This is a genomic window from Paraburkholderia phytofirmans OLGA172 (assembly GCF_001634365.1).
In the GTDB taxonomy this organism is placed as follows: domain Bacteria; phylum Pseudomonadota; class Gammaproteobacteria; order Burkholderiales; family Burkholderiaceae; genus Paraburkholderia.
This window is the reverse complement of sequence record NZ_CP014578.1, coordinates 1,618,122-1,640,959: the sequence shown is the minus strand read 5'-3', so window position 1 is coordinate 1,640,959 and position 22,838 is coordinate 1,618,122. Positions and strand designations below refer to the sequence as shown.

Below are 22,838 nucleotides of genomic sequence, written 5' to 3'. Positions count from 1 at the left end.
CGTGACGGTGGGTGCGCAATACCCGGGGAGATCTGCATCTGTGCCTCGTGTAGACGGCGACAACCATTTAGTCCGGTAAATGTGCTGTGCCACATAGCCGAACTCATGCCGGCCAACAACAAGAAAATGGGGGTTCGTGGAGAGCGGGCGATGGTTTGGTACAAGTTCCATGAGGCAGGCGCAGCAGAATGCGGGGCTAGTGCAAGAATCAGCAGCGGTAGCCGACAGCCTTGAAACAAGAACCCAGCAATTGGTTCAAGCGGTGGCGGTCTTCAAGGGTGCTGGGACGATCCTCAAGGAACGTCAACGAGCGGCGACGCCACAGACAAAGGCACCAGTGTCCCGCGCAGCGGCGCCGAGAACTGCCGCCTTGGGGAGTGCAGCTCAAACAGGCTCGCGCGACTGGGCTACCTTTTGATTTACGTCGTGAAAGGCCGATACCGGGCCACCCGCGACTGCCGGCACCCAAGGCTGGCGCACGACCCCTCGTGCAACGTTGACCAAGACGACGCTAGTAACTACCGCAGATAGAGGCACCGTGATCGCAACGGATACCGGTGCTGGGGACTGGCAGACATTCTGCGCGTGGCGGAAATTGACAACGCTGATGAGGTGTTGGGCAAGACGGTACCGCTCATAACCGCAACCGCGACGAAAGTCAGAATGCCTATTGCACCGGCCATGGTGCCGGGCAAGTGTCATGATGCAATCCTGCCAAAAACTCACGACGTTATAGCGCGCCGAGGTCGGTACGACGCCGCGGCTCTATGTCGGGCGCCAGTGCAGACGAAACCGAGCGAATTGGTCTATAAAGGCGAGAGCACGTCGCTCTGTCTATTTTGGTCCGCAGTTCCCCTGCTGTCGACCAGCGACCGGTTGGCATAAAGAAGGTACGCCGGCTTGTCGGCGCACCTATTCAGCGTGCTTGCTTGATCCGACCAGCCTTTGCCTTTGCTGTGTCGGTTTGCGGCATAGTGCGCATCTCTCAGGTTCTGACACGGCCCTCGGAATGGTCAGAATTTTTTAACCAACCCCTACGCGGTCGGCTTTTTTTTGGCCAGATCATATTGATTCAGCCTTTCCGAGACGCGCCTGGCCGTCCGTCTCAGTTCACCCTCATTTCTCGCTGCGGAAAGGCTAGAATGTTGCGCCACCTAGATGAGCGCAAACGGGGCGAGCTTGGAGGCCTGCTAAAGCGCCATCTCGACTTCGGCCTTGCTCGGCTTTGACGAAGCAGTATCGAAGTTCTGAACGGCGGGCGCGCTCAGATCAATCGCTGGCGGTGGCGTCAATTGCAGAACTTCGCTTGTCGCGACCCATGAATTGTGAGCCTTGGCTGGGCTCGCCCCGAGCCGTGTACCGTAGCCCGGGACGATCTTCCGAATCCTTGCCTGCCACGCAGGCGTGCGAAATTTCTCCTTGAAGGCCTTCTCCAGCAGGGCGAGCATGATGGGTGCGGCAGTCGAGGCGCCGGGCGATGCGCCCAACAGGCCCGCGATACTTCCATCCTGCGCGCAGACGATTTCCGTACCGAGCCTGAGGACGCCGCCCTTCGTCTTGTCGCGCTTGATGATCTGAACGCGCTGGCCCGCTTGCCACAAGCGCCAGTCCTCTTTCCGGGCGAGCGGGAAATACTCCTTCAACGCATTGAGGCGATCGGTATCCGAGAGCATCAACTGGCCAGCCAGGTATTTGACCAACGAAAACTCGGCGAGTCCCACGCGTACCATCGGCATGACGTTGTTCGCGTTGGTGCTGGCGATCAGGTCTAGGTACGAGCCGTTCTTCAGGAATTTTGTCGAGAACGTAGCAAATGGGCCGAACAGGAGCGTATTCTTGCCGTTGAGAATACGGGTGTCCAGATGAGGCACCGACATGGGCGGCGAACCGATGGACGCCTTCCCGTAAGCCTTGGCGAAATGACGGCTCGTGATGTCGGGATTGTCGGCCACGAGGAACGAACCGCCCACGGGGAAAGCACCGTACTCTTTGGCCTCGGGGATGCCCGATGCCTGCAGCAATGACAGCGACCCGCCACCGGCGCCGATGAACACAAACTTGGCGTCGACTTGCCGCGTCTGTGCGTCGGATTGGGCGTCGGCCAACGACACGCGCCACGTGCCGTCCACATTACGCGTGATATTCCGAACCTTGGTGGAGAGGAGGAGAGTGGACCTGGCCTGACGCTGCAAGTAGCCGACAAATTGGCGCGTGATTTCGCCGAAATTCACGTCGGTTCCCATGGAGGACCAGGTCGCAGCGACCTTCTGCCGGGGATCCCGGCCCTCCATCATGAGCGGGACCCATTGCGCGATCTCGTCGCGGTGCTCCGAATACTTCATGCATCGAAACAGCGCATTCGCTTGCAGTGCCTCATGACGCTTCTTTAAGAAGCGGATGTTCTCCCCTCCCCAGACGAAACTCATGTGTGGCGTCGGATTGATAAATGTCCGCGGTTGTTTCAATACACCCTGCTTCACCTGCCACGCCCAGAACTGGCGCGACACTTGGAAATCCTCGTTGATCCGGACCGCCTTTGCGATATCGATTCCGCTACCGGGGATTTCGGGGGTGTAGTTGAGTTCAGCCAAAGCGGAATGCCCGGTACCCGCGTTGTTCCAGCCGTTGGAGCTTTCCTTGGCGACACTGTCAAGTCGTTCGACCATCATCATCGACCATTTGGGCTCGAGCTCGTGCAGCAGGATACCTAGTGTCGAACTCATAATCCCCCCGCCAACCAGGAGAACATCAACCTTCTCGACCTCAGCAACAAATCCGGGACGAGCGGTGCCAGAACTGGTCTGCTCCGATAGCGCTTCTCGTGTTGTTTTGCTCAATGTGCTAATCCGCCTTAGCTAATACGCAGAATGTTTGCTATAAGTTCACGTGGACCGATCTTGCCCGAACGCCTTCATATCCCTCGGGTTCATTCCGCTCGCCCCGGGGGCCTAACGAAAGCGATTCAAAGATCAAATGCGGTGAGGAAAGAAGTGAAAAGCCTCTACGACTTGCCTGCCATTCGGCGATCTGTCCCGATGAACTGCGATGTTACGGTCTCGGCGCTGCTATATTTAGTCGCGGAGCCGCAATGGTCTGTTCCTGGCGAGATGCGTATTTGGCCTTAGTCTGGTTTCAGAGCGTCGCAATCCATTCCCAATTGCTTTGAGCGCATCTCGATCGGCGGTCCGGACACTCCGTGCAGGGCCATGCGAGCTTCAGGTGGCTCGCTCAGGGGCCATGTAAATTGCTCGCCGAAATGCGCCGCCCGGCCGGAAAAGTCAATGCCCCCCATCAGGAACAGTCCATTACAAACGCGGGGCTTCACTCGCCCGCACATTCACTGAACAATTCACACGCTTCATACCGTAGAGCATCAATTGATTCGGCTCACTCAGCGCCGCCGCAGATGGATTGATCCCGTTTGGGATGTTCCGGATGGAAGCGTCCAGTTCGGTGGCATAGCGGGCTGCGCCGCAATTGCCACAGCCTTTTCTGGAATACCTTGCCCGCCGCCACGCGAATGGGCGAAATAGATCTGCACATGACCGACGCACGTTTAATTGAATATGTCATACATGGCATTACGAACAGCGGAAAGACTTTTCGGCCAAGCGACTGGTCGGAACGTCTTGCCGGAGCGATGTCGTGTTTTGGACCTGCGGCCGGCGGTATCAGGAAGAAAGACCGTCACCTTCGATACTCGCTCTACGTTCGCCCAATGATCATCGGCAACATGAAATGTGTCGTGCTTGACTGCCGGCTGCGTGACGTCGAGCCACACGCTTTCGACTTCGTCCTGAACTTCGCCAAAGACAACGATCTGCTGTTGACCTCCCCTTCCTCCTGAAGAGGCTGTCCGAGAACGTTTCGTCTGTGTTAGCACGTGAAGCCTCGGGGCGCAGGTACGATTAGTGGCGGAAGCCTGCGGGCTGGCGCAGACGAGAGCGTGCAAACGTAGGGGCGGTCAATTTCGTCAGGCTTCCTTAGCTTACGGCCGGGTCGAATGGTCTGTTCTGTTCGTTGGTCGGTGCCGGCCCAGTAGGAATGGACACCGCCCTCCCATCCGGGGACGAAGGCCTGTTGCATAGGGGCCTCCGAAACCGGCCGGCGTCAATGTGCCAAAGTCGGGTTTCGACACAGCCACTTGAGGAACGGAGGCCCGAAATGATTGCTACGACATACGGACTCGATATTGCGAAGCGGATGCTCCAGATGTACTGGGTCGACGCAGACACTGGCGAGGTTGCTAACCGGAGATTCGGGCGAGATGACCTGATCGTGTTCCTGACGGGACGGCCTGCCGGCCGCGTTGCCCTCGAAGCCTGCCGAAGCGCGCATTGGTGGGCCCGCAAGATCCGCTCACTGGGGCACGAGGTCGTTCTGTTGCATGCCCAGTTCATCCGGCCAACGTTCTGTGTGGGTCTACGACCTAACGCTCCACCGCGGCAGGCGCCGTCCGTGGTCGGCGCCCGAGTTGCCGATGCAGCCCGATCCCGGCCATCGCGAAGCAGCACCCAACCATGGTCGCCAGCAGCCGGTCCTGCAGCAGATGGGTCGCCGCCTGCGGCGTGCCGACCAGAAGCTCGCCAAGTAGCAGCACGAACGCGGTGATCGTCGCTGTGCCCAGCGCGACATGCACGCGGAACGCCGGCCAGCGCAGCGCCGCGGCGACGATCATACCGGCCAGGAGTGGAGCTTGACCGGGCGCCACACTGACCAACAGCGCGACGGCGGCTATGCCGATCAGCGTGCCGAGGACACGCTCGATGATCCGGTCCGAGCTAGACGTCATCTCGCTGCGCAGCACTACCAGTATGGTCAACGTCGCCCAATACGGATGCCCGAGACCGAGCCACGCGCAGGCCAAAGTCGCGGCGACAATGCTGAGGCCCGCGCACAGCGCGAAGGTCCAGCGCGTCCGCCAGCCCATGAGCTCGATGTTCATGGCATTCCAAACCGGCTCGACGCCGAGCGGGCGAAGCCGCCCCTGGGCGAGGTCCCAAAGCAGTGAGATCGTCCAGGCCTCGGCCACCGCGGCTGCTGCGGCGGCACAGTCCGCGAAATCGAGCGGCACCACCGCGTAGCCCATCACCAGTCCGTAGCCGATGAACCGCGCCAGCAGCAACAGATGGGCGTGCCCCCCTTCGACCAGTCCGTAGAACAGCCCGAGCACAAAGATGATAGCTAGAAACAGGAGCGGCAGCGACACGGTCGCAGTCCCAACCGCGGCGCCTGCCACCAGCGCCATCGGACCGATCGCCATGTAGCCGAGGCGTCGCAGCGAGGTCCCGCCCTCGTCGCCCACGAACGCCTGGATCGCACTCAGGACTGCGTAGACCAGCCAGGGCCGCACGCCCACTTCGACGGCGGCGGCGACCGGCAGCCCCACCGTCAAAAGAAAGCGTAGAACCCGGTGCAGCAGGTCCGTCTCCCGCTCAGTCACGCTGCGCTCCGCGGGTTTGCAGCGCGTGCGCGGTCTGCCGAGCGACGGTGACTTTTCACGGGTAAGCAACTGGCCTCGATCTTCAACGCGTTTGACAACAGACCATGATCGAAACAGAGCACGGATGACAACCGCTACTACACGCACCTATTTCGACAAGACGATTTCGACTGCCCATTAGAACTGCTCTTCTTTCAAAGCGAGCCCGCCTTCACCACTCTTGCCGCTGACAATGGACGCTTCGAGTGCCGGTGCCTGCGGCAGGATGTGATCCGAAAAGAAGTGCGCGGTTGCGCGCTTCGCGCCGTAGAACGACGGATCGTCTGATTGTTTGTCGGTCGCGACCAGCAGCGCGCGCGCCATCTGCCAACCCGACAACACGATCCCCGCGAGTTTCAGGTACGGCACGCTGCCGACGAACACCGCATTCGGATCGCTTTTCGTATTCGCGACCACAAAATCGACCCCATGCGCGAGCGCATCGCGTCCCGCGCTCAAATGCCGATGCATCGACTTGAATGCCGGATCGGCCGCGTAAGCGGCGTGGCGCTCGAGCGCCACGATCGTCTCGTCGACCTGCGCAAGAATCACGCGTGCAGTCGCGCCACCGTCGCGGGCCGTCTTGCGGCCGACCAGGTCGTTGGCCTGGATCGCCGTCGTGCCTTCGTAGATCGTCAGAATGCGCGCGTCGCGATAGTACTGCGCCGCGCCCGTCTCTTCGATGAAGCCCATCCCGCCGTGCACCTGCACCCCGAGACTCGCGACATCGATCGACAGTTCCGTGCTCCAGCCCTTCACCACCGGCACGAGGTACTCGTAGATCGCCTGATGTCCGGCGCGTGTAGCTGCATCAGCATGACGATGCGCGATATCGCAGTGCGCGGCGGCGACGTAGGCGAGCGCGCGTGCACCTTCGGTCAGCGCGCGCATCGATGCAAGCATGCGCCGCACGTCGGGATGATGGATGATCGTGACGGACTGCTTCGTGGAGCCGTCGACGGGGCAACTCTGCACCCGCTCCTTCGCATAGGCGGCGGCCTTCTGATACGCGCGATCCGCGACCCCAACACCCTGTATGCCGACCGCGAACCGCGACGCGTTCATCATGATGAACATGTATTGGAGGCCGTGGTTTTCTTCGCCGACCAGATAGCCGGTCGCGCCGCCGTGGTCGCCGTATTGCAGCACCGCAGTCGGGCTCGCCTTGATGCCGAGCTTGTGTTCGATCGACACGCAATACACGTCGTTGCGTGTACCGAGCGAACCGTCGTCGCCCACCATGAACTTCGGTACGACGAAGAGCGAAATGCCCTTCACGCCTTCGGGCGCGTTCGGCGTGCGCGCGAGCACGAGATGAACGATGTTCTCGGCCATGTCGTGTTCGCCCCACGTGATGAAGATCTTCGTGCCGAACACCTTGTAGGTGCCGTCAGCTTGCAGCTCAGCCCGTGTGCGCACGAGTGAGAGATCGGAACCGGCTTGCGGTTCGGTCAGGTTCATTGTGCCGGTCCATTCGCCAGAAATCAGCTTCGGCACGTAGCGCTGCTTCAGCTCGTCGGAGCCGGCGGTCAGCAATGCTTCGATTGCACCGTCGGTTAGCAGCGGACATAGCGCGAACGATAGGTTGGCCGCATTCCGCATCTCCATGCACGGCGTGGCGACCAGCTTCGGCAGCCCCTGGCCGCCGAATTCAACCGGATGCATGAGGCCCTGCCATCCGCCTTCGGCAAACTGGCGAAACGCCTCCTTGAAGCCAGGCGTAGTCGTGACCTGCCCGTCGCGCCACGCGTTCGCGTGCTTGTCGCCCTCGAAGTTCAGCGGAGCCAGCACCTTGCCGTTGAACCTCGCGGCCTCTTCGAGCACCGCCTGCGTGGTTTCGGCGCCGGCGTCCTCGAAGCCCGGCAGCGCGGCGACCTCGTCGAAGCCGGCTAGTTCGTTGATCACGAACAGCATGTCTTTTACGGGCGCGGTATAGGTCATTGTCTTTCCTCCAACACGGAAGTTCTGCGGGTAAGGTCGCGCAGCGCGGCTGGCATGACGCGACTTCAAGATGGGAATGCGCCCCCACAAAATAGAAAGCTTCTTGATGCTTTTCAATCAACTGCTGTCACATATTTGGGTAGCCAGGGCCGCCGCCACCTTCCGGCGGCACCCAGGTGATGTTGCCGTTGGGGTCCTTGATGTCGCATGTCTTGCAATGAACACAATTCTGCGCGTTGACGACGTATCTCAAGTCTGCCCCTTCCCCGACCCATTCGTAAACGCCGGCCGGACAATATCGCGTGGACGGCCCCCCATAGACGTCGTGCTCGGACGATCGTTGCGTGTCGGTATTGACCACGTGCAGATGCACGGGCTGGTTCTCTTCGTGATTGGTGTTCGACACAAAGACCGAGGAGAGCCTGTCGAACGTGAGTCGTCCATCCGGCTTCGGATACTGGATCGGCTTAAAGTTCGAAGCGGGCTCCAGCGTAGCGTTATCCGGCTTGCCATGACGGAGGGTGCCGAATAACGAAAGGCCGAGCGTATTGGCCCACATGTCCAGGCCGCCCATGGCGACGCCGATGATGGTGCCGAATTTTGACCATAGCGGCTTGACGTTACGGACTCTTCGCAGGTCTCGTCCGATCGCAGAGGTGCGCCAGCTCTCTTCGTAGGGCGTGAGCTCGTCGTGAGAGCGTCCCGCGGCGATCGCGGCCACCACCTGTTCTGCGGCCGCCATGGCCGAAAGCATCGCGTTATGGCTGCCCTTGATGCGAGGCACATTCATGAACCCGGCTGCGCAGCCAATCAACGCGCCCCCTGGGAATACCAACTTCGGCACCGACTGCCATCCGCCCTCCGTGAGGGCTCTGGCGCCGTACGCCAGCCGCTTTCCGCCGGCAAAGGTGTCTCGAATACGCGGATGTGTCTTGAACCTCTGAAATTCCTCGAATGGTGAAAGCCAGGGATTCCGGTAGTTCAAATGGACGACAAAGCCGACCGAGACCAGGTTCTCGTCGAAATGGTAAAGGAACGAGCCACCGCCCGTGTGCCCATCGAGCGGCCAGCCAAAGCTATGCTGCACCAGACCAGGCCGATGCTTTTCAGGCGAGACGTGCCACAGCTCTTTAATGCCGATCCCGAATTTCTGAGGGTCACGATCCCGGTCGAGTCCAAATTCGGCAATCAGCGCTTTTGTCAGGCTCCCTCGCGCGCCCTCTGCGAACAACGTATATTTTCCGCGTAGCTCCATACCGCGCGTGAAGCCCTCTTTCGGTTCGCCATTTTTCCCGATCCCCATATCGCCGGTGGCCACGCCGATGACCTCGCCATCGGCACCATGGAGGACTTCGGTCGCCGCGAAACCGGGATAAATTTCAACGCCCAATGCTTCGGCCTTCTTGCCGAGCCAACGGCAGACCTCTCCGAGCGAAGCGATGAAATTGCCGCGATTGCTCATTAACGGCGGCATCAGAAAATTCGGAAAACGCACGGCGCCGCCCGCGGTGAGCCAGTAAAACCGATCTTCCAGGACCGGTTGCTTGAGCGGGCTATCATCTTCTCGCCAGCCCGGCAACAAGCGGTCCAGGCCGATCGGGTCGATGACGGCGCCCGAGAGGACATGAGCGCCGACCTCCGCCCCCTTTTCGACAACCACGACCGAAAGATCGGACGCGATCTGCTTGAGTCGAATCGCCGCCGCGAGGCCGGCTGGGCCGGCCCCGATGATGAGAACGTCGAAATCCATTCCCTCTCGGGCAGGCAATTGGGTGGGCATCGTAACTCGCTTTCTGGGGTGAATCCGGCCATGAACCTGAAACGCTTCCGCGGGGGCGGGCCGTTGCGACGAACGCGGACTATTTTCCGAGCTTGGCGAGCTCGGCAGTGAGCTCCGGGAGCGCCGTGTACAAGTCGGCAACGAGCCCGTAGTCGGCCACCTCGAAGATCGGAGCGTCTTGATCGGTGTTGATGGCGACGATGATTTTAGATTCCTTCATCCCGGCGAGATGCTGGATGGCGCCCGAAATTCCGACGGCGATATAGAGATCTGGAGCTACGATCTTGCCGGTCTGCCCAACCTGCCAGTCATTCGGTGCGTAGCCGGAATCGACCGCCGCCCGCGATGCGCCCATGGCAGCGCCCAGTCTGTCGGCAACAGGCTCGATATACTTGGTGAAATTCTCTCGACTCTGGAGCGCGCGACCGCCTGAAATCACAATCTTTGCCATGGTGAGCTCAGGCCGGTCGGACTTTGACAGCTCTTCGCCGACGAAGCTCGAAATCGCCGGGTCGGCGACGGCGTCCACGGCTACGATCGGTGCCGAGCCGCCCGACCCGGTTGCCGGAAAGGCGGTGGTCCGAACGGTGATCACCTTCTTGGCATCCTTTGATCGCACGGTTTCGATGACGTTGCCGGCGAAGATGGGCCGCTCGAACGTATCCGGCGCGATGATCTTCATCATGTCGGAAATCTGCATCACGTCGAGCAAGGCCGCCACCCGCGGCATCACGTTCTTTCCGGTCGTCGTCGAAGGGGCGACGAGCGCATCGTAGGAAGGAGCCAGGGACGCGACCAAATCCGCAAGCGGCTCCGGCAGCATATGCTCGTAGGCTGGCGCGTCGGCGATCAGAACCTTGCCGACTCCATCGAGTTTCGCGACCGCTTCGGCTGCCGCCCCGCACCCGTACCCCGCGACCAGAACGTGGACCTCAGCGCCCAGAAGCTTTGCCGCCGTCACGGCTTTGGACGTCGCGTCTTTGACCGACACATTGTCATGTTCGGCTAATAATAAAGTTGTCATCACAGGACTCCTGCTTCGGTCTTGAGTTTGCTGATGAGCTCGGCGACCGAGGCCACCTTGACCCCCGCCTTTCGGTGGGGTGGCTCGGCCATTTTCAGGATTTCGAGCCGAGGGCCGACGTCGATGCCAAAGGCATTCAGCGGCTTCCTGTCCAGCGGTTTTTTCTTCGCTTTGATAATGCTGGGAAGACTCGCATAGCGGGGCTGATTCAGCCGAAGATCGGCTGTGACGATGGCCGGAAGCTTGAGCTTGACCGTCTGATGACCGCCATCAATTTCGCGAGTGACGATCATGTCAGTGCCCTCTATGGCGACCTTCGACGCGAAGGTTCCCTGCGGCCAACCAAGCAGCGCCGCAAGCATCTGACCGGTTTGGTCGCAGTCATAGTCGATCGCTTGCTTGCCGAGGATGATCACGTCTGGCTTCTCTTCTTCCGCAATGGCCTTGAGGATCTTTGCCACCGCGAGCGGTTCCAACTCGCCATCGCAATTGACCAGGATCCCACGGTCGGCGCCCATCGCCAGGGCGGCGCGAATCGTTTCCTCCGCCTGGGCTGTGCCGATGGACACGCACACGATCTCCGTCGCGTGGCCCTTCTCTTTGAGCCGGACCGCCTCTTCAACGGCAATCTCGTCAAAAGGATTGATTGACATTTTGACGTTGGCTAGATCGACTCCCAAACCATCCGATTTGACTCGGATCTTGACGTTGAAATCGACGACGCGCTTGACAGGAACAAGGATTTTCATGATTCGAGCTCAACCGTGATTGGAGGTTGGTGGGCTTACGCAATGGCACCGCATGCACGCAAGCCATCGATCCGATCCGCATCAAACCCGAGCTCCTGCAAGACCTGGTCGGTGTGTTCGCCCAGGCCAGGAGCAACCCGAGGCGCGACCTTGGGCGACTCCTTAACCGTCACCGGGCTGTTCACCGTATATCTCGGATTGGTGCTGCCGTCGTCGATGGGGACGATAATCCCATTTGCCAAGAGCTGCGGATCCTTCACGATCTCTTCTGGGATTTGCACGACCCCGTACGGTAGGCTCGCGGCGTCGAGAAGCGTCTTCCAGTGCCCTAGTGTTTGGGCGCCAAACACACGATCGAGTTCGGCGACGAGCGCACCGGCGTTGGTGTGACGGTTCGTCGAATCAGCGAACCGTGGGTCTGCCAGCAGGTCGGCACGCTCGATCGCTTTTGCGAACACAGGCCAGTTCTTGTCTTCCACAACGAACGAGAGAAGGAGCCAGCGATTGTCCGAGGTCCGGTAACTTGCTCCAAAGAGAGCATTCGGCGGATTCTTCCGGTCGATTTCGCCATTGAACTTCGCGCCGAACAACCCGGCTTGCAGCCAGAGAGCAGTCGCCCAAGCACCCTCCGCAATTAGTGAGGTGGAGACATTGCAGCCTTTGCCGGTGCGCTCACGCCGGTAAAGCCCCGTCACAATGGCGGCGTAGAGCGAAATCGCCGTCGCGTGGTCACCAATGCCCGGGACCGGCACCGCTGGCGGACTCGAGGCGTCTCGCGTAAATTGCATCAGCCCCGAACGCGCCCAGTAGGCCGTTATGTCGAAACCGGGTTTATCGGCTTCGGGGCCCAGTTCGCCGTATCCCGTGACGTCCGCATAGATCAGACGCGCATTGAGCGGGGCAATATCCTCGTAGTCCAGTTTCAGCGCTTTTCGGACGCGGGGAGGGAAATTCGTAACGAGAACATCGGCCCACCGGACTAGCCGTGCCAGAACTTCGTGCCCCTGTGGATTCTTCAGGTCGACCACGAGGCTTCGCTTGTTGCGATTGGTGAGCTGCCACATGTAGTTTTCCTTCAAGGAAGGATGCGGCGGAAACAGATAAGTACTACGAAATGGATCTCCGATCCCTGGCGGTTCCACCTTGATAACATCGGCGCCGAAGTCCGAAAGGACCGTCGTGGCGGCGGGCCCGGCGATAAAACTTGCAACGTCCACAACTTTCAGACCGGAAAACACACTGTCCGTTGACATACCATCACTCCAAATAATTCCGAACCTGCATGCGAAGTTGCAGCTTGCAACGCTTCATCGACCTTGAAAACTGGGCGCCCGCTTGGCGAGAAAGGCTGAGGTACCTTCCTGTTTGTCCGCTGTCGCGGCACAGAGAGCGAAAAGCGAGGCCTCAATGCACAGCCCCTCCTCCTGGGTCCCCTCCAGACCCTTATTGACGGCTTCCAGCGCGAACTTGATGGCCAGAGGCGCATTCGATCCAATTTGTCGCAGAATGGCTTCAGCGCGAGCAAGAAGCTCGGCTCTGGGCATGACCTCATTGACGAGTCCGATCCGATGGGCCTCCTGCGCAGTAATCATGCCGCCGGACAGGATCAGATGGAGAGCCGCTCCTTTCCCCACTAGCCGCGGCAAACGCTGCGTACCTCCGTAACCGGGAATGACGCCGAGTTTGACTTCGGGCTGCCCGAACTTAGCGTCCTCGACGGCCAGCCGGATTGTGCAAGCCATTGCCATTTCGCAGCCGCCGCCGAGCGCAAAGCCATTGACCGCGGCTATTACCGGCTTTCCGAGGGATTCGATCAGATTGAAAACCTCCTGTCCGTTGCGGGCGAACTCCTTGGCTTGCACGGGGGTAAGGCTGGCGAGCTCGGCGATATCCGCGCCGGCGACAAACGACTTGTCGCCGGTGCCGGTGAGGATGACGCCATGGATAACGGAATCCGCACGAATATCATCGAATACCGCTCTCAGTTCCGCTAAGGTGTCTCTATTGAGAGCGTTGAGCACTTTCGAGCGGTTGATCGTCACATACGCGATCGGGCCGGTCTTCTCGTAAATGACATTCTCGAGCGGCAAGCCTGGCACAGCAGAAGTCATCAGAGTCTCCTACGAGTTGAGAATGAGATGGCTGCAGCATTCGCGTCAGTTGCGGCCGAGTGGTGCGGCGTAAGCGGTACCCGTAAGATTCCCTTGCATGATGAGCAAAGTCCTCTTCTCCGACCCGTCGAGCTTGGCGCCGTAGACCGTGCCGCCCAGATCGGTGAAGAACATCCGCCCCCCCGCGAGATCGAGGCACAGGCCAATGCCTTCGGCCAAGCCGGTCAGCAGAATCTCAGGATCCCTGCGATTACCGGGAAGCGCGTCCATGGGTGCGCGGTTGATCGAATCGCCGCGCGGCGGTTCTCCACGATCGGACCAGTAGATCATCCGGTTCGCCAGATCGAGGTCGAGATCGATTGGCTCAGGCAGGTTGTCGAAGAGCAGTTCGATATCGGATCGATGTGCTGCACTCTGGCCGCTCGGTATCTCGATACTGGCGCGAAAGATCCGGCCATGGCCGGCCTTGGGCGGCCCCTTTTGCGTCCAATAGATCTGGCCGCGGTCGGCATCGACGGCAATGCCCACGCACCAGTTCCTCTCGTCTCGGCGATCGGCATCGCGGGCGCCCGTCTGCACGAGCGTTTCGATTTGGGAGCCGTCCAGATTCGCGCGCATGATTCGCATGCCCTCGCGATCCGACCAATACAGCTTGCCGTTGTTTTGATCGAGCTTGAGCTGCTTGGGCGTGAAGGTTGCGCCCTCCGGGATGATCGTCGTGAAATTCCGTCCATCGAGGTCAACGCGTTGGATGGAACCATCATTGGCGTCCGGATGGCCCATGTTTGTCCAGTAGATATGGCCAGCCCCGAGATCGACCGCGAGACCGTCAGGGAGTGTCCGCAACCCTTCGACGATGACTTTGAGGTCGGTTCCATCCGGGTTCACAGACGCGATCCGCCCGCCGCTGAGATCGAGAAAAAACAGGCGCCCGGCGATACCAATGCCGCCGACCGCGGTACGTGCCGATCTCTCGAACTCTGTTCGCAGACTCAGCAGTCGCAGCAGCATGCCGTCGCGCTCTTCGGCGAGTTGCTCGATGGGGCGCCCTTGCGCCTCCTCCGCTGTCCCGTCGATCAGCGTCCGTTTGCTCTCGGGTGTGAACGCCGTTAGAGCGCCAAGATCTTTCCACCAACTCTCCATCGGACCGCCCAGATGCTCCAAGAAATGCGCCATCCCGCCCGCCCCCCCGCCAAGATGAAACAGCAGGTTCGGACCCATGACTCCCCAGCGTAATCCCGGGCCCCAGCACACGGCCGTGTCGGCGTCGGCGACGTCGACCACGCCCTGGTCGATGAGGTAGACGACCTCGCGCAGGAGTGCTGCCTGAAGGCGGTTGGCCACATGGCCAACCATCTCCTTGCGAATATGGATCGGTTTTTTTCCAATCGAGGCATAGAATCGCATGGCCCGCTCGATGGTGTTCGGCGAGGTCCTGGCGCCTCCCACCACTTCGACCAAGGGAATCATGTGGGGGGGATTGAAAGGATGGCCGATGACACAGCGTTCGGGACGCTCGCAGCCCGACTGGATAACGCTCATTGTCAACCCCGATGAGCTCGACGCGATGATCGATTCGGCGGGAGCGGCCTCGTCAAGCTCTGCGAACAATCTGATTTTGAAGTCCGGTCGCTCGGGCCCGTTTTCCTGCACGAAATCCGCAGCCGACACGGCTTGCTGGGCATTGGCGGCGAACTCAAGACGATCGCGGGAGGCGTTCGGCGATAGCCCCAGTGCGGTGAGCGCGTGCCAGGCATGGTCGATATATTTGCGGAGGTCGGATTCCGCATTCGGGGCTGGGTCGGTGGCCACGACATCGAACCCGCGCGCCAAATACTGTGCGGCCCAACTCGCGCCGATGACGCCGGTTCCAACGATTGCAATGCGACGGACTGGTTTGTCCACAGACATTATGTTCTCCGATGCCTCGATCAAGATGGGAATGAACCCCTACAAGATAGACGGTTCCTGGTGCCTTCCAATCGAGCATTTGCGATTTTTTTGAATTCATGCTTTTTTGTTTTGTAAGGGAACGTCTGCAAAAGTCCTGGCGTTGACGTGAGCGTGGACTATCCTGGGAGCAGGGGAATTCAAGGAGTTACGCGATGACGCAACTTGGTCTTGGTCTGGATCTGTCAACGAAGCGCACCCGCAAGCGTGAATTTCTCGACGAGATGACACGCGTGGTGCCGTGGCAGAAACTGATTGCGCTCATCGAGCCGCACTACCCTAAAGGCAAGACTGGCCGCCCGCCGTTTCCGATTGCGACGATGCTGCGCATTCACTTCATGCAACAGTGGTTCAGTCTCTCGGACCCGGCGATGGAGGAGGCGCTGCACGACATTCCGCTGTATCGGGAGTTCGCGCTGCTGGACGTAGGCATGACGCGACTGCCCGACGAGAGCACGATCCTGCGGTTCCGGCACCTGCTCGAGGCTCATGAAATGTCGGCCAGCATGCTGGCGACGGTCAATGAGATCCTGCAGGCGAAGGGCTTGATGCTCAAGGTGGGCTCTGCGATCGACGCGACGCTGATTGCCGCGCCCAATTCGACGAAGAAGCCCGGCACGCGAGACCCCGAGATGAGCCAGACGCAAAAGGGAGGCAGCTGGTACTTCGGCATGAAAGCCCATATCGGAGTCGATGCCGAATCGGGTCTGGTGCACACGGTGAAGTGCACGCCGGCGAACGTTCACGACATCACGGTGGCGCACGCGCTGCTACACGGCAAGGAGAAGGTTGCATTTGCCGACGCGGGCTATGTGGGCATCGAGAAGCGAGGCGAAACGGGTACGGTTCAGTGGCACGTCGCGATGAGGCCGAGCAAGCGGCGAAAGCTGGACAAGAGCAAACGAATCGATAAAATTTACGACGAGATCGAGCGGCTCAAAGCGGGCGTGAGAGCGAAGGTGGAGCACCCGTTTCGGGTGCTGAAATGTCAGTTTGGATATCTGAAGGCACGGTATCGGGGATTGGCGAAAAACACGGCGCAGATCGAAACGCAGTTCGCGCTGGCCAATCTCTGGATGGCGCGCAAGACGCTGTGAAGCGCAATGAAGGACGGAAACGCACCGCACGGGCGCAGCGCCGATGGCAAGACGCGACCGGTAGTGGCTCAACTCAGTGCGAATGAAGGCGCGATCTTCGCTCTGAGTGTGCCAGTTAAAAATCCGAAGCAGAAAACGGGTTGTTCAGACCTTCCTAAGTAAAATCTATGGGCGAGTTCTGGCTCAGGACGTTTGCCAAGTACATGATATAGCGAGAGTTCTGTCATATTGAAGGTGATATCCATAGGCTTTTCGCATAGCTCTCGCTTTGTTGTTCCATCCCTCAACGATGCCACTGGAGAACGCCTTTCGCGCCCGGAAATAGTTGAGCAACAGTTCTCGATGGCTGCGTACTGTGCGAGCGAATTTCTTGAGCGGGTCGATGCGCGAACGCATGACCTCGTTGCACCACTGATCGAGAATTTACCTGCCCATGCGGGTGACTCGTAGTCCCAGAAGTGCGGGAAGTATTCCTTGAAGAGGTAGGCTCGTACGCTCTTGAGGTTATAGCGCAGCACATCACGCAGCTTGATGCGCTGGGAGTCGGTCAGGTTCCCCGGGCGCTTGAGCAAACACCAGCGTGACTTCTTAAGCACCGGCTCGTAGCCGTCCCTGACCAGTTGGCGTGCTTCGCCCGCACGGACCTCGTCGATGGCAAGGTTGAGTTTAGCGACGATGTGAAAGCGGTCCAGAATGTTCAGCGCCCCCGTGCAATGGAGTTTGATCATGTCCAGATAGGGTTTCCACATGTCCGAACACACAAACTCGATGCTTTAGACCGTGAAAGGCGCGATAGCGTGCAAAGTCGGCCATCAACGCATCGCCAACCGGCACCTCGCCCTCGGCGCCGCCTTTGCCGATGACGTGCAACCGCCATTTGCCGCGGCGCTGATAGAAGTCGGCCGCCTTTGCGTTCGCGGCTTCAGAAACCCGCACCGCGGTGTGATACAGCAGGCGGATCAGCCAGCGGCTGCGTTCGTAGTGCTGCTCGTCCCGCTCGGTCAATCGCGGCCACTGCTCGACGCTCGAAAGCACGTGATCCCACAACGCATGATCGAGGTAGCGCTCGACCCGGCGGGATCGCCTGGCTGAAGTCGTACGCCCACGGCGCAGCGCGAGCGGGTTACCTGCCAGATAGCTGGCGCTTACCAGGTACGTCATGAGGCCCGAGAGGATGCCCAGCGCCTGATGCTGGCTGCGATCCGACAGCGGCCCCTCGAACAGCCGCCTCGTGCGTCCGCGACGCGGCTGTTCGTATCCGTCAGCGCATCCTTGCAATTACCCACAATTTTTAAGCTCGAAGCCCAACTGGATATCGACTAGGCGACGCAAGCCGCGCCAGATGACGGTGTTGCCAGGAGGCGGATCGCTTGCACGGGCGAGGTAACCTCCGAGCTGTGCGAGCTTGATAAGACTGCGCGATAACGGCGGTGCCTGGGCCGTTCGCGCCGTGTCCTTGATAACCTGGTCGAGCAGTTCGATCTCTGCCTGTGTCAGCGCAAGTTGAGAGGGTGCACCGGGCGCGGATCGATTAATCATGGTCAACCAAAATATTCGCCAGTTAAGGATACAAAACACAGAAATCAGGTTGGCCAGCCGGTCGGCCGAGCGCAGCCTCGACTCTTCGGCATTGCATCCGGACTTCAGAATCTTGTGAAACGTCTCGATTTTCCAGCGCATTGCGCACCCGAGACATTCTTCGTCGATGTGGGCGCTGAAATCAGGGTGGCGTCCACCACCGATCCTGCCTTGAGCATCAATCCCTTATCGATCAGAATCTCATTGACCAGCGCAAACATCTGCACAGCCAGACCATGTCCTTCGAGCAGGTGGCGAAACCGCAGGATCGTGCTCTCGTCGGGCAAACGCGTCATGCCGCCATCCAGCCCTGCAAAGTCGCGGTACAGCGGCACCTCATAGAGCGCCTCTTCCATCGCCGGATCCGACAGGCCAAACCACTGTTGCATAAAATGAATCTGCAACATCGTGGCAATCGGGAACGGCGGCCGTCCCGTTTTACCCTTCGGGTAGCGCGGCTCGATCAGCGCAATCAGCTTCGACCACGGCACCACGCGCCTCATCTCTTCCAGGAATTCCCCCTTGCGCGTGCGTTTCGTTGACAGATCCAGACCAAGACCCAGTTGCGTCATCAGGAGTCTCCCTGATTAACCATCCTATCTTCCAGGATAGTCCACCCAGACATCAACGCCAGGACTTTTGCTGCCCTCATAGTATCTAGATCGAGTTTCGCAACCCCGCGTCACTAAAACGAGCGGTCTGATCTCGACTTTTAACGTGATCCGGCGACTTTGCTGCGACGACTGCGACCAGGATGTCGGGTCGGTTGAGGACCGGTCGCATTCATCCGTTACATTGCGGTTCATCGTTCGCAATGCAGTTCGCTGAGCCTGCAAAGCAGGATGCCGTATCCCGTCAGATGTCCGAGATACACACTTGTGAATACGCTGGAGACCGGTAGGTCTTCTATGAGCGGCCCCAAGTCCTCCATCTTGAGCGGAGCCATTTCCAGGCCCGGGCGTTCCATTCTCAGGTCTGCTACTTTAGCCAGTTCCAGGTGCGCTGAAACAAGCCTGCCCAGCCCGGCAAGAAAGGCTGCCTTCCATCGCGCATCGAGCGCGACGAACTGGTCATGAAACGTATCCATTGTTTCCAGAAAGTTGACCAGAGAATCAAAGACCTCGTGATAGCACCCGAACAGGGGAAGGCGAACACGGTTCCGGTTAAGGTGCGGAGACACCCACGCCTGCTCAAGATCTGCCTTCAACAGGGTATTCGCCTGCTTGAGATTGGTGCTCGATGCTCGCAGTTTTGCGGTCAGCGGCCTGATTTCCCGCTTGTCCAACGCCCCGCTGGCTAGCAGTGACATGACCTCCGTCGCTTGCTGGTTTCCGTCGTTGACGAGGCTGTTGGCCCAGTAGCCATGATCTGGCGGACAGGCTACCTGCTGGATGATGAAGCCGAGAAGCATGCCCAGCACCACACCAATGAGGCGCTGTTCGAGCAGCGGCATGTGCTCGCCGGTATAGAGAACGAGCGTCATTGGCACAGTGACGCTGGTCATCTGGAACAACGACGGCTTGATGCGGACGATAGCGAAAATGACCAGAGGCAACAGGAATGCGCCGAGCCACAGATGTGGCGCGGTGAACCAGATCAGCAGCGTGCCCAGCGGCATGGCCACGACGTTCGACACAACGCGTTTATAGAAATAGCTGCGCGCAGCGGAAATCGAACTGCCGAGTGCCAGCGTCAGCATGGTCGAGCCAGCGAGCGAGACGGCGGCCTCCGGATAGCCAAAATACGAAGGGATTGCAAAGCCAATCCAGAGACCTAGCGTAAGCTTCGCGTATTTCGCTGTTTCAGACAGCGAAAAGCGCGCGATCGCACGACGAAATGGTGTGAGGGGTTTGTGGATGTACAAGTTCGACACGGTACTTTCCCACCCGTTGAAGTTGAGTCAGATGCGGAGCACTAAATTCGGTGCAACCTCTTGGCTGCGCCCATTCCGTGACACTGACGGGTATCAGGTGCCATTGGTGAAGCGTCGAGTTACCACGGGCAACTCGCTCAGTTCAGCTGAGGCGCCCGTCACTAGGCCGTTGTCTGTGCGTATTCTTCTAGGGTTACTAACGATTGGCAAAACTGTGATTTTCGACCCACTGCGCGGCAAGCAGCGGCAGCATTAAAAAACCGCAGGTGCGTTGCGGACGCCCACAATGCGAACGGCTGCGGCTGATCGTGAATGCCCGCTTTGGGCGCGACCGACGAATGTCTCGTGTCGGCCAAGCTATCCCGGACGATGTTGGCCTCAGACCGTTTGGCGCATGCGTAGCTACCCGAAGCGGCGATTGTTTTGTGGCCGCTTCGCTCCACTCGACGGACCGCCTTGGTCGCCGAGCACGAGCGCATGCCTCCTTCGACGTAATTTGCGTGAAGGCATCTACCAAGATAAATTTGGATACTACTAATTAGCCGGCAGCTAAACTGAGCGCTTTGCGTGGGGAGCGTGAGCCGGTGAATGAAGACACACCAAAGCGATTGTCGAACTCCTCGACCAGATGTGCTCCAATTGGCAAAGCGGAGGTGGCCGCCGGAGATGGCGCGTTACAAACGTGAAGGCTTCGCAGGGACGAACGGATAAGGAAGTCGTGCACCATGCTTCCATCCTTCATTATTGCTTGCGCGCGAACTCCCGACGGATACGGTTCAAGATCTGACAAAACGAGTTCAGGGCAATATCTCCGGCAGAGTTCGAGATACCCCCTCTTCCAAAGCGAGTTGCGTACTTCAGTCAGGCCAGATGCGGTGTACTTCCTGAGCATTTTCCAGAACCCGGGGAATGCAGCCATTTCGGAAAGATCGCCCAGATTCACGTCCCCCCAACTATAGCCCTCGCGCGCCAGTGCAAGCACCGCATTGGGCCCCACTGTGACATAGCCGCCGATCATGCGCGTCAGATGCACACCAAGAAAAGGAAGATCAGGATCGGGAACGGGGTAGATCAGGTGTTTGACAATGTCGTTCTTTGACGCAGGCAAGCGGTAGTATTCACCGCGAAACGGAACAATGCGAAAGTCGAGTTCGACATTGCACATCCTCGCAAACCGGTCGGCCATCAGGCCCGCGCAGACAATCGCGTACTTTGCCCGGAAGCGACCACTCGACGTCTCCGCGCTCACCCCGTTTGCGTCCTCGTGCAGTGTCTCGACGCGCTGGTTGAGCAGGATTTGTGCACCACGCTCCTGCGCCACGCGAGCCATCGCTCCGGTAATGGCCGGATAGTCTGCAATACCGCTGGTGGCAACGCGCACGGCCGCACGGCCGACGATGCGGGGCTCAAGCTCTGTCAACGCTGCCTCGCCGAGCATTTCCGGCTCGAGCTGGTTCTGCTGACAACGCGTATAGAGAGCATGCAGCCTTTCGACTTCGACGTCGTTCGTCGCAACGATCAACTTGCCGCAACGCTCAACCGGAACGTCGTGGCGCCGCGCGAACTCATAGGTCGCCGCGGCCCCTCGCCTGCAGAAGTCCGCTTTGAAACTTCCCGGCGCGTAGTACACACCGGCGTGGATGACGCCGCTGTTGTGCCCGGACTGGTGAGCCGCGAGCGACGCTTCCTTTTCAAGTAGCAACACGCTCAGACCGGGATAGCGCGCGGTCAACTGCATGGCAGTGGAGACACCGACGATGCCGCCGCCCACGATCAGAACGTCGGCATCATATCCGCGAAGGTGATGAACAGTGCTCATTTGGAGAACATCCCACGTTGGCGCATCAACTCACGATGAAGCGATGCGTTCTTTTGGAACGGCGCCCGCCCGTGCAGCCAGAAGTAGTTGTTGAGAACCACAAGCTCTCCGACGGGCAGCGGTACCTCCTGTGTTGCGCAAGAGGCTTCCACCGAAGCGGACAGGTCGTGCAGATAACGCGCTTCCGACAAGGAACGAGGCTGGACGAATTGATCGATGAAAGACATGGCCAGGCCGTACTCGCTTTGAAAAAAGACCGGGCGTTCAACCTCCGCATTAACGTTTTTCGACCCTGGCGCCTTATAGAGAAATGGCCGCGTGCCAAGCGGGTGGTTGAGGAAGGCATCGCGCTCGAGCCAGTCGTCGAGATGCATGAAGCGCGACTCCCCACCGACGGCGTTTTCTTCCGCGAACTTCATCATCAGCAGCCATTCAGTCGCCTCCTCTACGAACGTCCCGTCAGTATGGAGCGTGAACAGGCGGTAGGCCTGACGCAGGTACGAGTCGCTGCTGTCCGTGTCCTTTACGACAAATCTCGCGTAGTACGTGCCAGACATCGCGTCGTGGTTGACCGGCCCCAGCAGATGCCCGACAGCCGTTCCGAACTTGACGAACTCGTCGCCGCTAGTAGCCGCGCCCTGAACGCCGATCGTGAATCCTCCGGTAGCACGATTCTGTACGAGTTGCCGCAGCGCAGGCGCGAAGCCGTCGCCGGCCGCCTGGTTCAGCGCGTCAGCCAGCATGAAGCGCATGAAGGGCACATATTCGAGATTCTGGATGTCGATGCTCCTCGTCGCGGAGAAGAAACTCTCCAACGCCTCGCGTCGCACCGTTACGTGACGCAAGCGTGCGTGATGAGGATGGTTGCCGATGGAAAACTTGGCCTGCGAATCGATGGATGCGGCAACTGGGAGGTCGGTACGAGCGTTCATGAACGGGGGTCCGGGTTAAGAGGTGTGGCTATTTGACTCTTTAATTTTGATGAGTTAAATACATAAAAAGAGAATTTTTGTTCTGTGAAACAGATTAAATAATGGTCGACAGTCGACAAATCAAGTTGTTCGTCACGCTGGCCGAAGATCTGCACTTTGCCCGTGCAGCCGACCGGCTGCACATTGCGCAGTCAGCGCTGAGCGAGCAGATCAAAAAGCTCGAAACCGATCTCGGCGTGCGGCTGCTTAACAGGAACAAACGCGCGGCGATAACGTTGACAAACGCCGGCGAGGTGTTTTTGATCGAGGCCACGGCAGCCCTTCGCCAACTGGAACGCGCAGATCGCGTCGGGCGTTTGGCTGCGCGAGGTGAGGCGGGTCAAGTCGCGCTGAGCTATGTGGGGTCAGCGGTTACGTCCGGACTACTGCCAAACACGCTTAGGGCGTTCAGGGCATCTCGTTATACACAAATCGACAGTTCCGGAGACGATGTTGGATAGCA

Annotated in this window: 16 protein-coding genes and 4 pseudogenes; 4 read left to right on the top strand and 16 right to left on the bottom strand. The window is 59.4% G+C overall.

Translation table 11 applies throughout. The features are described 5' to 3' along the window. Positions 1-1,190: 1,190 nt before the first annotated feature. The gene (mqo, locus tag AYM40_RS07035; RefSeq protein ID WP_082854986.1) at positions 1,191-2,837 is read right to left on the bottom strand and encodes a malate dehydrogenase (quinone); all 1,647 of its coding nucleotides are present in this window, start codon (positions 2,835-2,837) and stop codon (positions 1,191-1,193) included. A gap of 704 nt (positions 2,838-3,541) precedes the next feature. Here mqo and AYM40_RS07030 point away from each other — a divergent pair. After that, positions 3,542-3,847: a DUF3579 domain-containing protein gene (locus AYM40_RS07030; RefSeq protein ID WP_063497886.1), complete on the top strand. Its 306-nt coding sequence runs from the start codon at positions 3,542-3,544 to the stop codon at positions 3,845-3,847. A gap of 317 nt (positions 3,848-4,164) precedes the next feature. Beyond that, positions 4,165-4,407: pseudogene (locus AYM40_RS42260) on the top strand (IS110 family transposase); the annotation flags it as partial. A gap of 22 nt (positions 4,408-4,429) precedes the next feature. Here AYM40_RS42260 and AYM40_RS07025 read toward each other — a convergent pair. From AYM40_RS07025 to AYM40_RS43430, 8 genes are all read right to left on the bottom strand, one after another. Continuing rightward, the gene (locus AYM40_RS07025) at positions 4,430-5,443 is read right to left on the bottom strand and encodes an FUSC family protein (protein ID WP_158515252.1); all 1,014 of its coding nucleotides are present in this window, start codon (positions 5,441-5,443) and stop codon (positions 4,430-4,432) included. 177 nt (positions 5,444-5,620) lie between these two features. Beyond that, positions 5,621-7,423: an acyl-CoA dehydrogenase gene (locus AYM40_RS07020; protein ID WP_063495586.1), complete on the bottom strand. Its 1,803-nt coding sequence runs from the start codon at positions 7,421-7,423 to the stop codon at positions 5,621-5,623. 127 nt (positions 7,424-7,550) lie between these two features. Continuing rightward, positions 7,551-9,173 (bottom strand): electron transfer flavoprotein-ubiquinone oxidoreductase, encoded by a 1,623-nt coding sequence (locus AYM40_RS07015; protein ID WP_201788156.1) that lies wholly within the window; start codon positions 9,171-9,173, stop codon positions 7,551-7,553. Positions 9,174-9,282: 109 nt separating this feature from the next. After that, a complete protein-coding gene (locus AYM40_RS07010) occupies positions 9,283-10,227 on the bottom strand; it encodes an electron transfer flavoprotein subunit alpha/FixB family protein (protein ID WP_063495584.1) in 945 nt (314 codons plus the stop codon). Next, positions 10,227-10,976, bottom strand: a complete 750-nt coding sequence (locus AYM40_RS07005) for an electron transfer flavoprotein subunit beta/FixA family protein (protein WP_063495583.1) — start codon at positions 10,974-10,976, stop codon at positions 10,227-10,229. The genes AYM40_RS07010 and AYM40_RS07005 overlap by 1 nt, the downstream gene beginning before the upstream one ends. Positions 10,977-11,011: 35 nt before the next feature. Continuing rightward, on the bottom strand, positions 11,012-12,229 hold the full coding sequence (locus tag AYM40_RS07000; protein WP_063495582.1) for a CaiB/BaiF CoA transferase family protein: 1,218 nt from the start codon (positions 12,227-12,229) through the stop codon (positions 11,012-11,014). Between the two features lie 54 nt (positions 12,230-12,283). Then, positions 12,284-13,087: an enoyl-CoA hydratase-related protein gene (locus tag AYM40_RS06995; protein ID WP_063495581.1), complete on the bottom strand. Its 804-nt coding sequence runs from the start codon at positions 13,085-13,087 to the stop codon at positions 12,284-12,286. A 45-nt stretch (positions 13,088-13,132) separates the two neighbouring features. Next, positions 13,133-14,998: a 3-hydroxyacyl-CoA dehydrogenase NAD-binding domain-containing protein gene (locus AYM40_RS43430; RefSeq protein WP_082854985.1), complete on the bottom strand. Its 1,866-nt coding sequence runs from the start codon at positions 14,996-14,998 to the stop codon at positions 13,133-13,135. Between the two features lie 194 nt (positions 14,999-15,192). Between AYM40_RS43430 and AYM40_RS06985 the strand changes: the two genes are divergently transcribed. Continuing rightward, on the top strand, positions 15,193-16,134 hold the full coding sequence (locus AYM40_RS06985) for an IS5 family transposase (protein WP_082854984.1): 942 nt from the start codon (positions 15,193-15,195) through the stop codon (positions 16,132-16,134). Positions 16,135-16,317: 183 nt separating this feature from the next. Here the strand turns inward: AYM40_RS06985 and AYM40_RS38145 are convergent. From AYM40_RS38145 to glaH, 7 genes and pseudogenes are all read right to left on the bottom strand, one after another. Beyond that, positions 16,318-16,862: pseudogene (locus tag AYM40_RS38145) on the bottom strand (transposase). 46 nt (positions 16,863-16,908) lie between these two features. Further along, positions 16,909-17,385, bottom strand: a pseudogene (locus AYM40_RS06980) (tyrosine-type recombinase/integrase); the annotation flags it as partial. A gap of 27 nt (positions 17,386-17,412) precedes the next feature. Continuing rightward, positions 17,413-17,814 carry a hypothetical protein gene (locus tag AYM40_RS06975; protein WP_181448408.1) on the bottom strand — a complete coding sequence of 134 codons (402 nt, stop codon included), beginning with the start codon at positions 17,812-17,814 and terminating at the stop codon, positions 17,413-17,415. Positions 17,815-17,819: 5 nt separating this feature from the next. Further along, positions 17,820-18,284 (bottom strand): annotated as a pseudogene (locus AYM40_RS06970) (IS5 family transposase); the annotation flags it as partial. Positions 18,285-18,514: 230 nt separating this feature from the next. Then, positions 18,515-19,585, bottom strand: a complete 1,071-nt coding sequence (locus AYM40_RS06965) for an aromatic acid exporter family protein (protein WP_063495578.1) — start codon at positions 19,583-19,585, stop codon at positions 18,515-18,517. Positions 19,586-20,123: 538 nt separating this feature from the next. Then, entirely contained in the window at positions 20,124-21,404 is a 1,281-nt protein-coding gene (lhgO, locus tag AYM40_RS06960) for an L-2-hydroxyglutarate oxidase (RefSeq protein WP_063495577.1), read from the bottom strand. Continuing rightward, positions 21,401-22,336: a glutarate dioxygenase GlaH gene (gene glaH / locus AYM40_RS06955; RefSeq protein ID WP_063495576.1), complete on the bottom strand. Its 936-nt coding sequence runs from the start codon at positions 22,334-22,336 to the stop codon at positions 21,401-21,403. The genes lhgO and glaH overlap by 4 nt, the downstream gene beginning before the upstream one ends. 101 nt (positions 22,337-22,437) lie before the next feature. On the opposite strand from glaH, the gene AYM40_RS06950 reads away from it, so the two are divergent. Then, entirely contained in the window at positions 22,438-22,836 is a 399-nt protein-coding gene (locus AYM40_RS06950; protein ID WP_063495575.1) for a LysR family transcriptional regulator, read from the top strand. The last annotated feature ends 2 nt before the right edge of the window (positions 22,837-22,838 follow it).